Below are 12654 nucleotides of genomic sequence, written 5' to 3' on the forward strand. Positions count from 1 at the left end.
AAATATGAGTTCTGAAATCATGTTATAGCCGTCGCAGTCAAAAGGAGTTTTGCGATGACGATTGGGATCAGGGCAGCATTGATCGCAGCCATCTCCGGTATGCTGGCGGGGCCGGCGCTGGCGCAAGACTTTCCGGTTACCATCGAGCATGTCTATGGACAGACCACGATTGAAACGCAGCCTGAGCGTGTCGCGACTTGGGCTTGGGGCAACACCGATGCGGTCTTGTCGCTGGGCGTCAAGCCCGTGGCCATTCCGTTCATTTCCTATGGCGGTGGCGACAACGGCATTCACCCCTGGACGGAAGAGGCGCTCGAGGCAATGGGCGGCGAGCTTCCGGCCATTCTGGCCGAGGGCAACGAGCCTCCCTATGAGCAGATCCTTGCCGCCGATCCCGATGTCATCATCGCCGTTTATTCGGGGATCACGGAGGAACAATACGAGCGGCTAAGCCAGATCGCGCCGACAATCGCCTATCAGGGCGCCGCCTGGAGCGCGCCATGGCAGGAGGTGACCCGCGCGGTGGGGCGGGCACTGGGACTTGCCGAGGAGGCCGAGACGCTGGTGGCCGAAACCGAGCAGTTCGTGGCCGGTACCGTCGCGCAGCATGACGGGCTGGAAGGCACGACATTTATCGGGCTCAACGATTACGACGGTTCGCTGGCGATTTATGCGGGGCTCGACTCGCGCGTGAAGTTCCTGACCGATCTTGGGCTGGTCTATGCGCCGAGCCTGGACGCGTTGGGCGGGGACGACGAGAATTTCTATTTCTCGGTCAGCTATGAAAATGCCGACCAACTGGTCTCCGATATCCTGGTTTCCTATTACGAGAACCAGGCGGATTCCGATGCGTTCTTCTCCGAGCCGTATATCGCGCGCCTGCCCCAGACACAGGCGGGTGCCTATGCGTCCATCGTGGGGATCGAACAGGTGGCCGCTGTCTCACCACCTTCGGCGCTTTCCCTGCGCTGGGGACTTGAGGACTATGTGGCACAGCTGGCCGCAGCGGCTGAAAAGGCCGAGTAAGAAACGATAAAAGGGGCCGGGAACTGGCCCCCTTTTTTATGCCGCCAAAGCGCCGGTGACGAACAGGACCACGGTGAACAGGGCACACAGCGTTGCACCGGTCAGCGCGGCCACGGACATCGATACCAGTTTTTGCGTCGTCAGTTTGTAGGACATGGACAACTCTCAAGGCGACCGGGTTGGCTGCCCGGCCAAGGACGTAAGCCGTAGTGCCGGAGCGCGTTTCGCGCGCAGACACCATCTTCGATACAGCCCCCAAACCGGCGTGTGCGCATGTCGCCAAACATCCCGCACAACGCCGGCGGCATTTCTGCCGCGGCCGCAGGGACACCTCAGGAAGTGCCTTGCGACACCCAGACTATGCGCGGTTAACGGACCGCTTTGGAGAAAACTCAAATTGTCGGTAAATTTTTGGTTTCGGTCTGCGGCGCGCTGTGGAGAACCGGCGGTCACAATCTGAAAAGACCATAAAAAACAGGGCGCTCCGGTAATACGGAACGCCCTGTGGGAATAGGCCTTAGAGGCTGAACGATCAGCCGATGACTTCGACGGTCACCCGTGCGGTGCCCGAGTTGATCATGCCGATCTGGCTGGCCGCTTCGCGGGAGAGATCGATGATGCGCCCACCAGTGAAGGGGCCGCGATCATTGATCCGGACGACAACGCTCTCGCCATTGTTGCTGTTGGTGACGACCACTTCGGTGCCGAAGGGCAGATAGCGGTGGGCAGCGGTCAACGCATTCTGGTTGTAGGTTTCGCCGTTGGCGGTTTTTCTGCCGTGGAACTTGCCGCCATACCATGATGCGGTGCCTGACAGGGTTTGTACGATGGAAATCGTGTCCTGTGCGTTGATGGCTGAGGTGGCGAGGGGGAAAGCTCCAAGAGTGAGTGCTGCAACCAGCACTGCAGGCTTGATGAATTTCATGAGGGTCCTGACCCGTATTGTTTGGCGACGGGACAGGGTTCTACACGAAGTTGTGACGAGAACGAGGGCCGAATCGGTCAAAAAATGGGCAAAGCGCTCCCTGCGTCAATTGGCCGGGAACCGTGGCTTTTGGGCAACGCCCTTCAAATGCCGATTGGATCGGCTGCAAAAAACCCGCCCGGAGCGCCGGGCGGGCCAGGATTGCGCGGCGGCAGTTGCGGTCAGCGGCCGCTCAGATAGTAGGACGAGATGTCGTCCGAGAGCATGCCGAGATTGCGTACTGAGCGGTCGATAACCGCACAGCGGCCATTGAAGTTGGAACTGGTGCAAACCGTGGCGCTGACATTGCCTTCGACGCGGGCCGAACGAATGCGATCGTTCCAGAAATTACCCAGGAAGCGCTCGTTGTCGTTGTCGGCGGCACAGAAGCTGCGGCCGGCATAATCGTATTCTTCATAAAAGCATACGCGGCCCGAAGGAGCAGGCGTGCCGGGCCGATTACTGCCGATGCTCAGGTTGAAATTGGGCGTGTTGATCGAAAATCCGATATCGGGCTGGTTGGGCGAGGGGGTCGGTGCGGGCGCAGGCGAGGGGCGACCGTCATTGATCGGGCGAAGATACCGTGCCGAGGCCCAGCCACGAATGTTGGTGGCGGTGACCTGGCACCAGGTATTGGAATTGTTACAGCCGGAAACCTCGACAACCTGATTGGTCGAGAGGGCGGCGATGACCGGATAATTGGTTCCCGGACCGGTGCGCACGTTGAGGGCTGTGGTGGCAAACGCCTGATAGGCCTGAGCGCCGGTCACCGTCGCCAGCACACCCGTTACCGCAATGATCGCGGCGGCCGCAATTTTCCTGAAGTTCATGTGGCTCTCCCTTCGAGAGATTTAGGGCTTGGTGGCAAAAATCTGCAAACTGCCCCTTTGGTTCCATTTGTCCTTTCCGCTGCGCGGTTTACCGCAGGGGGACGCTCGGTTACAGAGACTATAGATCCCACCTTGAACCCCCAATGAACGGGGCTGCATGGAAAGCGTCATGCCTCAAATGCTCCTTGAAAGCGTCAATGTCGGCCAGCCCGTCGTTCTCGACCGGGACAAGCCGGACAAGACCACCGGAATCTGCAAGCGGCCCATGGTGGGGCCGGTGAGGGTGCACCGACTGGGGGCGGAAGGTGACGCGGTGGTGGATACAAGGCATCATGGCGGCCCGGGGCAAGCGCTCTATCTTTATTCGCGCGAGGATTATGCGTTCTGGTCGGCGCGCGGTTTTGAGACCGGACCGGGGATGTTTGGAGAAAACCTGACGGTATCGGGTGTCGAAAGCGCAAATCTGTGCATCGGGGACCGGCTGGCGATTGGGGAGGTCGTGCTTGAGGTCACAGCGTCGCGCATCCCGTGTGCAACCTTCGCCAAGCGAATGGGCGACCCGGGTTTCGTCAAGAAGTTCCGCGATGCGGGTCGGCCCGGGGCCTATCTGCGGGTGATCGCAGAGGGGCATATCGAGGCGGGACAGGCGGTTGAGCTGATCCCGTTCGCGGGGGACAGGATTTCGCTAGGCGAGCATTTTGCCCTGGTGTTCACGGCGATGAAGAAGCCGCTGTCACGCGAGATGATAGAGCGGCTGCTGGCACTGCCGCTCGCAGAGCGCGATCGGGTCGACAACCTCGAGCGTCTTGCGGCGCTTTAGGGTCAGGCGATTGCGGTTTTGTCGATCACACGCTTCTGGCCATCGTCGGTGAGCGCGACGTAGATGAAATGGCCCTCTGTTACCTTGGTGCGCAAGGGCAAGTCGCGGGATTTGGTCCAGGCTTCCATTCCGACCTTGATCGAGGTCGTCCCGATCCTGTCGATCCAGGCATAGACGCAGAACACGTCGCCGACCCTGACCGGGGCGATAAAGCTCATGGCTTCGACGGCAACAGTGGCGACCCGTCCGCCTACGTTTTCGACGGCGCAGATCGCCCCGGCGATATCCATCTGGCTCATCACCCAGCCGCCGAAAATGTCGCCGGCACCGTTGGTATCGGCGGGCATGGGCATGGTGCGGATGGTCATGGCACCGCGAGGTTGGGGTGTATCTTCTTGCATGGTCATGGTCCTTTCACCGGCCAGCGGCCGACAGCTTCTTCCCAATGTTTGCGGCAGAGCGAAAGGTACACCGATTTTTCGATGGAAACCTGATCGCCGTCGGTCAGCACGCGTCCATTGATATCCTGACGCACGACCATTGTCGCCTTGGCGCCGCATGTGCAGATGGTGCGGATTTCGCGCAGGGTATCGGCGATCGCCAGCAATTCGCGCGAGCCGGGGAACAGTTCGCCCTGAAAGTCAGTGCGCAGTCCGTAGCACATGACGGGAATGGCGAGCCGATCTGTGACGCGGGCGAGTTGCCAGACCTGATCGCGTGTCAGGAACTGGGCTTCATCGACGAGCACGCAATCGACCTTGGATTCCTCCTCGTTGTCGCGAACCGAGTGATAGAGGTCATCGCCCTGTTCGTAGAGAAGAGCCGTCTCGGCGATGCCGATCCGCGAGCGTATCAGCCCGACGCCATCCTCGGCGTACAGGGCGGAGGTATAGAGCAGGGGGCGCATGCCGCGCTCGCGATAATTGTGGGCGGCTTGCAGCAGCAAGGTGGATTTGCCCGCGTTCATTGCGGCATAGGAGAAATAGAGCTTGGCCACTGGGCCGTCCCGAAACTGTGAGTGACACGATGTTTGTAACCCGAGCCGACACCGATGGCGGGCGTGTCGGCAGCCTCTTCCACAAGAAAAGAAAACGGTCGCCGGGGTGGGCGACCGAAAAGGTGGTGCCGAATGGGGTATCGGCGTCGGGCTGACCGGCGGGGTATGCCGGTTGCGGAAACGACCCTATTGTTGTCTCATGACGTTGATATGACGGCCAGAGGCAACATTTGCGGTTCATCCGCAGTTCAGTTGACATCGCGCAAAAGAGCAGGCTTTGACATATCGCAATCCCCCCGGAGTTCATTCCCAATGGCGTGTCGTTTTCGCTCGTTTTTGAAACTGGTCGCGTTTGTCATGGCGATGGCTATGACCGCTCCAACTTTGGCGCAGGAACAGTTCAACCCCATCGGCTTGTGGGAGCCCGACAACAAGGAGTCGCGCTACGAATTTTCCTATTGCGGGGAAAATGGCGACCGGCTGTGCGCGGAGCTGATCTGGATCCAGGAGGACAAGCAGGACGCGCGCAACACCAAATATCTCAACACCTACATGTTCAAAAATGCGCGGCACGTCCGGCTCAACCAGTGGCAGGGAACGGTGACGCTGGAGGGGTTCAATATCGGGGGTACTGTGACCCAGACCAACAACAACACCATGCGGCTCGAAGCCTGCGCGTTGTTTGTGATCTGCGAGAACATACGGCTCAGGCGGGTTCAGTAGCCGACCGTCGCCTGAGGTTGGGCAGCAGTTCGACCAGCAGCACGGCCGCAAAGATCATGGCGACGCCGAAATAGCCGATGATTTCCAGTCGTTCGCCCAGGATGATCGCGCCGCCCAGCGCTGCGAACAGGCTTTCGGCCGAGAGGATGATGGCGGCATTGGCCGGCGGAACATGCTGCTGGCCGACGGCCTGAAGGGTGAAGCCCACGGCTGTGGAAAGAGCCCCCGCGTAGAGGATTTCGATCCAGCTGGCAGAAAGCGCAGAGAGTGTCGGAGCCTCGAAGGCGAGGGCACCCACGCTGCCCAGCAAGCCGGCAATCACAAAGCTCATGGACGATATGAAAATGGGTCGGGCCGTTTCGCGCGCCAGATAGCCCAGCAGCAAGACGTGCAGCGCCCAGAAGACGGCGCTGCCAATGACGAGTCCGTCGCCGGTGTTGAGACGGTCGAGCCGGGCGCCGTTGAGAAGAAACAGGCCGATCAGGGCAACGGGCACGCCGAGCCAGATGACCTTGTGGGGTGGCTGGCGGAAAACGAAAAGGAGGATGACCGGTACGAAGAGCACATAGAGCCCGGTCAGGAAGCCTGAATTGGTGACCGTTGTGAACAGCAGGCCATATTGCTGGAGGATGGCGCCGCCAAAGAAGTTGAGGCTCATAAAGACAATGAGCGCCCACTGCCGTCCCGTCAGCCGTTGCGGCTGGCGAGCGTCTTCGCGCAGGGCAAGCGGCAGGATCAACAGACCGCCAAGCAGGAACCGCGCGCCGGTGAAGGTGAGTGGTCCCATGGCCTCCATTGCCGATTTCTGGGCGATAAAGGCAAAGCCCCAGATGGCGGTGGCCAGAAGCAGGCAGAAAAGCGCAAGCGAGCGGGACATGGATTGGCTCAGGGTTCGGCGGTCAGGTGAGTCGCCGACTGGTACTCCGTCCGCTCGTTTCGCTCAAGCGCGGGCGTCAGCTCGCTATATATTCGCGCAGCGCGCCGGCTTCCTGCTCGGCCTCCTCGATCTTGCGCTTGACCACGTCGCCAATCGAGATGATGCCGATAAGCCGACCGTCTTCAACGACAGGCAAGTGGCGGAAACGGCCCTGGGACATGATGTTCATGGCATGATCGACAGTGTCGGAGCGCGAGCAGGTCTTGGGTGCGCGGGTCATCAGGGTAGAGACGGGCTTGGCGCGGAAACCCTCGGCGCTGCCGGCAAGATGGCGGACAATGTCGCGCTCTGAAATGATGCCTTCGACCTTGTCATTGTCGACCACGACGACGGCACCGATATTGTGGCGGGCCAGAGTGGCGATCAAATCGCCAATGGTGGAGTCGGACGGGACCGTCACGACGTCGCTACCCTTGATGGTCAGGATCGATTCAACAAACATGGCCTCTATCTCCTCATCACGGACGTTCAGCTTGCCTTGTGGTGCCTAAACGCGCAAGGGCGCGAAAAGCTCAAATTGGCGGTCGGCGGCGAAGGCACCATGGCAAGGCGTGCAGTCACCCGCTATAGAATGCCTTGGATGGCCATATTCACATAGAGAAATGTCATGGGACTTATTTCGGATGCCCTGTCGCGCGTTCAGCCTTCTGCGACCGTGGGGATCACCCAGCTTGCACGCCAGATGGCGCAGGCGGGAAAGGATGTTATCGCGCTTTCGGCGGGAGAGCCTGATTTCGATACGCCCGAACATGTGCGCAAGGCGGCCATCGAGGCCATCGAGCGCGGCGAAACCCGCTACACCAATGTCGAGGGGATTGCCGAGCTCAAAGAGGCGGTGGCGGCCAAATTCCGGCGCGACAACGGGCTCGATGTGTCGGCCGATGAGTGTTTCGTTTCGGCGGGCGGCAAGCAGATCATCTTCAATGCGTTGATGGCCACGCTCAACTCCGGCGACGAGGTGGTGGTGCCTGTGCCCTACTGGGTGAGCTACCCCGAAATCGTGCGGCTGGCGGGCGCCGAGCCGGTTTTCGCGCAGGCGAGCCAGGAGACGGGGTTCAAGCTGACGCCGCAGGCGTTGGAAGCGGCGATTTCCGACAAGACCAAGTGGCTGATTCTGAATACGCCGTCGAACCCTTCGGGCGCTGCTTATACCGAGCAAGAACTGGCCGGGTTGGCGGCGGTGCTGATGAAGCACCCGCACGTTCATATCCTCACCGACGATATCTACGAGGTTCTGGTCTATGACGGGCGCAAATTTGCGACGATCGCCCAAGTGGAGCCACGCCTGATGGCGCGGACTGTCACCATGAACGGGGTGTCGAAATCCCATGCCATGACGGGCTGGCGCATAGGGTATTGCACGGGGCCGAAGGAGATCCTTAGGGCCATGCTCAAGCTCCAAAGCCAGTCAACGACCAACCCGCCCTCTATTTCGCAATGGGCAGCCGTCGAGGCGCTCAACGGGCCGCAGGAGTTTCTCGCCGGGTGGCGCGAGACGTTTCAGAAGCGGCGCGATTATGTGGTTGGGCGTCTCAATGCGCTCGAGGGTCTCGAGTGCCTGACGCCTGAAGGCGCGTTCTATGTGTTTCCTTCATGCAAGGGGCTGATCGGCAAGACCAGCGCGGGGGGACGCAGGCTGGCGACCGACGAGGACGTGGTCATGGCGCTGCTGGAAGAGAACGGGGTTGCGCTTGTGCATGGTTCGGCTTTCGGGCTGCCGGGGCACTTCCGTATTTCCTATGCAGCTTCGGACGAGGACCTGGGCAAAGCCATGGACCGGATCGAGGCGTTCTGCGCGGGGGTGTATTAGACAAAAAAGAGGCTCCGTCCGAAGACGGAGCCTTGATCGAGGGCCGAAGCCCTAATCTCTCAGTTTACGACCCTGCCGAGGGAGGAGGAGACGGCGCAGGTCGGTTGAGCGAAGGATGTGGGAGGAGGATACATCGTTCGCTCGGTTGCCGGAAGCGAGGGGCCCAGGGAGGAGGAAAGGGCGCGTCGCTCATCGACAAGACGAATATGCGCTGTGCCGTGGCCCGCAACAATAAGCAATAGCGCATACCTGCCATGCATTAGGCACGTCATTCCGGTTGATGAAATATTGAGCAGCTTGCCGAGGCGGAAACAAAAAGGCCCCACCGGGGAGGATCGGTGGGGCCCTTGAACTGTCGGCCGCATTCGAGGGAGGAGGATTCGAATTACGGCCTTAGGAGCGTTCAGGGAGGGAGGAGGAGGAACCCATCCCGCTCTTGTCGTCACGATGCAGGGGGCTTTGGGAGGAGGAGAAAAGCGCGCCGCGTCAGTGACGGTTCGTATATGCCATTCTAATCACGACTTGAGAAGTCGTCTAATGGCATGGCAGCCATGCATTTTGTGCAGAGCCTTGCGAGAGGTATGCATAAAGCGTGGGCAAACAAGCAATGGCAGAAAAAAAGAAGCCCCGCTCGAGGGGAGAGCGGGGCCAGGACGAGAAGCAAGCTTCTCGTTAGGAGGGAACATCAAACGCGCCCAAAGGGAGGAGGAAAGACGCGCAATGTCTGGCGGGTAGGTAGAGATTAGACGCCACTCCGACAACCCCGATCTGGTTATGTCAGCCATGCGGAAAACGCATGTCTATGCCCATTAAACGGGCAATGCGCCTGTTTTCCTTACACTATTTTGTATGCAGACGCCGGCGCGCCTGCACAAAATTTTCTGCGGGTGGGGTGTTTTTTTGCGTGTGGGCAGGCGGTGTGCGCCAAGTGCGTTCCAGCACTGGTGAATGTACGTCCACTTTTCGTGGAATCGCGCCCAGTTTCACTTTCGAGCGGAGCAATGCCTGGAGCGCTTGCGCTTTTCGCTTACGCGGCGCTGGGGCCTGGAAGCGCGAAGATCCAAGGCTTTGTTTGTTGCGCGCTCGAACCGCTGAAGTGGGTGCCCACTTTAGTACTGCCAGTCGCGGGCCTTTTCGACGAGGAAGTCGCGGAACACGCCAACGCGCTTAGAGCTTTTCAAGGCAGGGGGATAGACGAAATAGGTCTCGAATTCAGGCAGGTCGACGTCATCGAGGATCCGTTTGAGGCTGGGTTCCTCTTCGGTGATGTAATCGGGAAGCATGGCGATGCCGATTCCCTGCCGGCAGGCCTGCATCATGCCGTAGATCGCGTTGACCTTGAGTGTGGTACGGCGCGGGGAGTTGTCGGGGCGCCCGATGCGCTCGAGAAAATTCACATCGCCCAAATAGGAGGGGGACGGTTCACCGAAGGTGATGATCTTGTGGCCGTCGAGGTCTTCGATCGAGTTTGGGGTGCCGTTCTCGGCGAGATAGCTTTCGGCGGCGTAGATATGGAAGTGGACGGTGAACAGCTTGCGCTGGATCATTTCCGACTGGTTGGGCCGGTGCAGGCGGATGGCAACGTCAGCCTCGCGCATGGCCAGATCGAGTTCGGCGTCGTTGAGCTTGATCTCAAGCTGGATGGTGGGATAGAGCGTCACGAATTCGTGGATGCGCTTGGTCAGCCAGGTAGAGCCGAACCCTACGGTGGTGGTCACCAGAAGCGGCCCGGTGGGCACGTCCTGGCTTTCGGTCATCTGGGCCTGCACCGATTGCAGTTCCCAGGCCATGCGATGTGCCGTGCGGAAAAGCTGTTCGCCCACTTCGGTCAGAACGAGGCCGCGGGCGTGGCGGATGAAAAGCTTGAGGCCAAGGTCTTCTTCAAGCGCGGAAATCTGCCTCGAGACGGCTGATTGGGACATTCCGAGCTTTTCGGCCGAATGGGTGAAGCTTCCCGATTCGGCGGCGACATGGAATATGCGCAGCTTGTCCCAGTCGAGCATCCCCATGTCCCCTCTTTGTGGCGCCATTCGCGGGGGATCCGCGAATGGCGATCAGTCATTGTCGTTTGCCGCCAGCGTTATTCGGCGGCTTCAGCCATTTCATGGGCCGCGAGATAACGCTCGGCTTCGAGCGCGGCCATGCAGCCCATGCCGGCGGCCGTTACCGCCTGACGATAGACGTCATCGGTCACATCGCCCGCAGCGAAAACACCGGGCACCGAAGTTGTGGTGCTGTCGGGCGCGGTGACGATATAGCCGCCATGCTTCATTTCGAGCTTACCGTTGAAGATTTCGGTGGCGGGAGCGTGGCCGATAGCGACGAAAATGCCGTCGACTTCAATTTCATGGGTCTGATCAGTCGTAACATCACGCAACACGGCGCTGCGCACCGAGGGGGGCATGTTGTCGCCCTTGACCTCGTCGAGCACCGTGTTCCAGCGCACCTCGATCTTGGGGTGCTTGAACAGGCGCTGCTGCATGATTTTTTCGGCCGTAAACTGGTCGCGCCGGTGGGCGATGATGACCTTGGAGGCGAAATTGGTCAGAAACAGTGCTTCTTCGACCGCAGTATTGCCACCACCGATCACCAGAACCGTCTTGTCGCGATAGAAAAAGCCGTCGCAGGTGGCGCAGGCGGAAACGCCGAACCCCTTGAACTTTTCCTCTGTCGGCAGTCCGAGCCATTTGGCCTGGGCGCCAGTAGCGATGACGACGCTGTCGGCAGTATAGATCTTGCCGCTATCGCCGGTCAGGCGGAAGGGGCGGGTGTTGAAATCGACATCGACGATCAGGTCGTTTTCGATTTTCGTGCCCATATGCTCAGCCTGGGCGCGCATCTGCTCGACCAGCCACGGCCCCTGGATGGGGTCGGCAAAGCCAGGATAGTTTTCAACGTCGGTCGTGATGGTGAGCTGACCGCCCGGCTGCATGCCGGCGATCATGAGCGGTTCGAGCATGGCGCGGGCGGCGTAGATGGCGGCTGTATATCCGGCCGGGCCCGAGCCGATGATTATGGTCTTGGCGTGCATTTTATCGTGCCGATCAATTTGCGTTGGAAACAAATATGGCACGGTGCCCCGAGGTTACAAGCGCGCGTGCCACTTGGCAGGGGAAAACCCGGTATGCTGAGGCGAAATTGCATCAAGGAACGGGCGGACCTGCGACCAGATCCGCCCGTTCCTGTCAGATGAAGGCAATCTTGAGGATTTCGTAGCCGCGCGCCCCGCCAGGAGCGGTCACTTCGATCGAATCGCCGACCGACTTGCCGATCAGGGCACGGGCGATTGGCGAGGAAATCGAGATGCGGCCGGCCGAGGCATCGGCCTCGGCATCGCCCACGATCTGGTAGGTCTTTTCCTCGTCGGTATCCTCGTCGACCATCGTCACGGTCGCGCCGAACTTGACCGTCGAGCCCGAAAGCTTGGAAACGTCGACGATCTCGGCCATGGCCAGCATGGATTCAATTTCCATGATACGGCCCTCGTTATGGCTCTGCTGCTCTTTGGCCGCGTGGTACTCGGCGTTTTCGGAAAGGTCGCCGTGGGCGCGCGCTTCGGAAATCGCTTCAATGATCGCGCGGCGTTCGACGCCGGCGCGGCGTTCAAGTTCAGCTACGAGTGCGGCGTGTCCCGCCACTGTCATGGGGACCTTGTCCATATCGGCCAATCCCTCCTATCAATTACAAAATACGTTGAAGCGCATATCGGTATCCTCGCTGACTTCACGTCAGCGGATGCGATCTGCGCTTTCGGGAAACTTACCTGCCAGAGGTTGCCCTTACCGGCCAAGTTGGTCAAGGCCAATCGATGGGCATTCCCCAGCGCCTCCGTGGTGCACCGGCACATATGGGGCTTTGCGCGGCGGCTGCAAGTATCCCTGGGATCGTTCCTGCCCAAAAAGAAAGAGCGCAAACCGTTGTGGTTTACGCCCTATCCTTGTTGCCCGGCCAATGAGCCGGGCTGAGCTCATTTGGCGGATGCCGAACTAGTCGGCAGCGACCAGGTTGCCGGCGGCCGATTTGCCGGTGCGCTTGTCCTTGACGATTTCGTAGGAAATCTTCTGACCTTCATCGAGACCGGTCATGCCGGAATTCTGAACGGCAGAGATGTGGACGAAAACGTCCGCTCCACCCTCGTCGGGCTGGATAAAACCGTAGCCCTTCTGGGTGTTGAACCATTTGACAGTGCCGGTTGCCATGGCTTTGTCCTTTCACGTCGTGCTGTCTGGAACGCGATCCGGCCCGACTGGACCGGCGCTCCAAGTCCTTAGTTTTGTCGCGCGGCCGAAGCGAAAAAGCTGCCACTTTTTCAGACCGCACTCTGATGGGGGTTTGCCGCCCCCGGGTATATCGAAGTCTTGGTTCAGGACGTCAGCAGGCGTAAAAGACGCACGGCTAGATCAGTCGGCCGCAATTTCGATCCCGTTTTTTTAGAAGAAATAGCCGAAATATTCAAGCACTTGTAAAAAACCGGCGGAGTAAAAAATTTTCGATGGCGGTAACACTGTTGTTAATGCCGCAAAGCTGCGCCGCCAGCCTGACATGTC

The 12654-nt window shown here is 59.7% G+C and carries 14 protein-coding genes; 4 read left to right on the forward strand and 10 right to left on the reverse strand.

Translation table 11 applies throughout. The annotated features are described in order from the left end of the window. The first annotated feature begins 54 nt into the window (after nucleotides 1-54). On the forward strand, nucleotides 55-1026 hold the full coding sequence (locus OF122_RS06215; protein WP_264226939.1) for an iron-siderophore ABC transporter substrate-binding protein: 972 nt from the start codon (nucleotides 55-57) through the stop codon (nucleotides 1024-1026). A 532-nt stretch (nucleotides 1027-1558) separates the two neighbouring features. Here the strand turns inward: OF122_RS06215 and OF122_RS06220 are convergent. Both OF122_RS06220 and OF122_RS06225 read right to left on the reverse strand, forming a co-directional pair. After that, entirely contained in the window at nucleotides 1559-1951 is a 393-nt protein-coding gene (locus OF122_RS06220; RefSeq protein WP_264226940.1) for a septal ring lytic transglycosylase RlpA family protein, read from the reverse strand. Between the two features lie 221 nt (nucleotides 1952-2172). Further along, nucleotides 2173-2820 (reverse strand): peptidase inhibitor family I36 protein, encoded by a 648-nt coding sequence (locus OF122_RS06225; RefSeq protein ID WP_264226941.1) that lies wholly within the window; start codon nucleotides 2818-2820, stop codon nucleotides 2173-2175. 169 nt (nucleotides 2821-2989) lie between these two features. Here OF122_RS06225 and OF122_RS06230 point away from each other — a divergent pair, with 169 nt between their 5' ends. Continuing rightward, complete coding sequence (locus OF122_RS06230; protein ID WP_264226942.1) at nucleotides 2990-3640, forward strand: MOSC domain-containing protein; 651 nt, start codon at nucleotides 2990-2992, stop codon at nucleotides 3638-3640. Between the two features lie 2 nt (nucleotides 3641-3642). On the opposite strand, the gene OF122_RS06235 is transcribed toward OF122_RS06230, so the two are convergent. Beyond that, entirely contained in the window at nucleotides 3643-4047 is a 405-nt protein-coding gene (locus tag OF122_RS06235) for an acyl-CoA thioesterase (RefSeq protein ID WP_408636312.1), read from the reverse strand. Continuing rightward, nucleotides 4044-4637, reverse strand: coding sequence for a thymidine kinase (locus tag OF122_RS06240; protein ID WP_264226943.1), 594 nt, complete (start codon nucleotides 4635-4637; stop codon nucleotides 4044-4046). Before OF122_RS06240 ends, OF122_RS06235 begins: the two co-directional genes overlap by 4 nt. A gap of 369 nt (nucleotides 4638-5006) precedes the next feature. Here OF122_RS06240 and OF122_RS06245 point away from each other — a divergent pair, with 369 nt between their 5' ends. After that, complete coding sequence (locus OF122_RS06245; protein WP_264226944.1) at nucleotides 5007-5360, forward strand: DUF2147 domain-containing protein; 354 nt, start codon at nucleotides 5007-5009, stop codon at nucleotides 5358-5360. Here OF122_RS06245 and OF122_RS06250 read toward each other — a convergent pair. Together OF122_RS06250 and OF122_RS06255 are read right to left on the reverse strand one after the other, a co-directional pair. Next, complete coding sequence (locus tag OF122_RS06250; protein WP_264226945.1) at nucleotides 5344-6237, reverse strand: DMT family transporter; 894 nt, start codon at nucleotides 6235-6237, stop codon at nucleotides 5344-5346. The genes OF122_RS06245 and OF122_RS06250 overlap by 17 nt on opposite strands. Before the next feature lie 76 nt (nucleotides 6238-6313). After that, nucleotides 6314-6739 (reverse strand): CBS domain-containing protein, encoded by a 426-nt coding sequence (locus OF122_RS06255; protein ID WP_264226946.1) that lies wholly within the window; start codon nucleotides 6737-6739, stop codon nucleotides 6314-6316. A 165-nt stretch (nucleotides 6740-6904) separates the two neighbouring features. Between OF122_RS06255 and OF122_RS06260 the strand changes: the two genes are divergently transcribed. Further along, nucleotides 6905-8107, forward strand: coding sequence for a pyridoxal phosphate-dependent aminotransferase (locus OF122_RS06260; RefSeq protein WP_264226947.1), 1203 nt, complete (start codon nucleotides 6905-6907; stop codon nucleotides 8105-8107). Between the two features lie 1109 nt (nucleotides 8108-9216). On the opposite strand, the gene OF122_RS06265 is transcribed toward OF122_RS06260, so the two are convergent. The 4 genes from OF122_RS06265 to OF122_RS06280 form a co-directional block, all read right to left on the reverse strand. Next, nucleotides 9217-10116, reverse strand: a complete 900-nt coding sequence (locus OF122_RS06265; protein WP_264226948.1) for a LysR family transcriptional regulator — start codon at nucleotides 10114-10116, stop codon at nucleotides 9217-9219. Nucleotides 10117-10187: 71 nt separating this feature from the next. Beyond that, nucleotides 10188-11138, reverse strand: coding sequence for a thioredoxin-disulfide reductase (gene trxB / locus OF122_RS06270; protein ID WP_264226949.1), 951 nt, complete (start codon nucleotides 11136-11138; stop codon nucleotides 10188-10190). A gap of 154 nt (nucleotides 11139-11292) precedes the next feature. After that, entirely contained in the window at nucleotides 11293-11766 is a 474-nt protein-coding gene (gene greA, locus OF122_RS06275; protein WP_264226950.1) for a transcription elongation factor GreA, read from the reverse strand. Nucleotides 11767-12093: 327 nt separating this feature from the next. Then, complete coding sequence (locus tag OF122_RS06280) at nucleotides 12094-12306, reverse strand: cold-shock protein (RefSeq protein ID WP_264226951.1); 213 nt, start codon at nucleotides 12304-12306, stop codon at nucleotides 12094-12096. Nucleotides 12307-12654: the final 348 nt, after the last annotated feature.

It is taken from the genome of Pelagibacterium flavum (assembly GCF_025854335.1).
In the GTDB taxonomy this organism is placed as follows: Bacteria; Pseudomonadota; Alphaproteobacteria; order Rhizobiales; family Devosiaceae; genus Pelagibacterium; species Pelagibacterium flavum.

What these genes read in the sequence shown, in the direction of transcription:
- OF122_RS06215 (WP_264226939.1), top strand. Translation starts at nt 55, where the DNA reads ATGACGATTGGGATCAGGGCAGCATTGATCGCAGCCATCTCCGGTATG.
- OF122_RS06220 (WP_264226940.1), bottom strand. Translation starts at nt 1,951, where the DNA reads ATGAAATTCATCAAGCCTGCAGTGCTGGTTGCAGCACTCACTCTTGGA.
- OF122_RS06225 (WP_264226941.1), bottom strand. Translation starts at nt 2,820, where the DNA reads ATGAACTTCAGGAAAATTGCGGCCGCCGCGATCATTGCGGTAACGGGT.
- OF122_RS06230 (WP_264226942.1), top strand. Translation starts at nt 2,990, where the DNA reads ATGCCTCAAATGCTCCTTGAAAGCGTCAATGTCGGCCAGCCCGTCGTT.
- OF122_RS06235 (WP_408636312.1), bottom strand. Translation starts at nt 4,047, where the DNA reads ATGACCATGCAAGAAGATACACCCCAACCTCGCGGTGCCATGACCATC.
- OF122_RS06245 (WP_264226944.1), top strand. Translation starts at nt 5,007, where the DNA reads ATGACCGCTCCAACTTTGGCGCAGGAACAGTTCAACCCCATCGGCTTG.
- OF122_RS06250 (WP_264226945.1), bottom strand. Translation starts at nt 6,237, where the DNA reads ATGTCCCGCTCGCTTGCGCTTTTCTGCCTGCTTCTGGCCACCGCCATC.
- OF122_RS06255 (WP_264226946.1), bottom strand. Translation starts at nt 6,739, where the DNA reads ATGTTTGTTGAATCGATCCTGACCATCAAGGGTAGCGACGTCGTGACG.
- OF122_RS06260 (WP_264226947.1), top strand. Translation starts at nt 6,905, where the DNA reads ATGGGACTTATTTCGGATGCCCTGTCGCGCGTTCAGCCTTCTGCGACC.
- OF122_RS06265 (WP_264226948.1), bottom strand. Translation starts at nt 10,116, where the DNA reads ATGGGGATGCTCGACTGGGACAAGCTGCGCATATTCCATGTCGCCGCC.
- trxB (WP_264226949.1), bottom strand. Translation starts at nt 11,138, where the DNA reads ATGCACGCCAAGACCATAATCATCGGCTCGGGCCCGGCCGGATATACA.
- greA (WP_264226950.1), bottom strand. Translation starts at nt 11,766, where the DNA reads ATGGACAAGGTCCCCATGACAGTGGCGGGACACGCCGCACTCGTAGCT.
- OF122_RS06280 (WP_264226951.1), bottom strand. Translation starts at nt 12,306, where the DNA reads ATGGCAACCGGCACTGTCAAATGGTTCAACACCCAGAAGGGCTACGGT.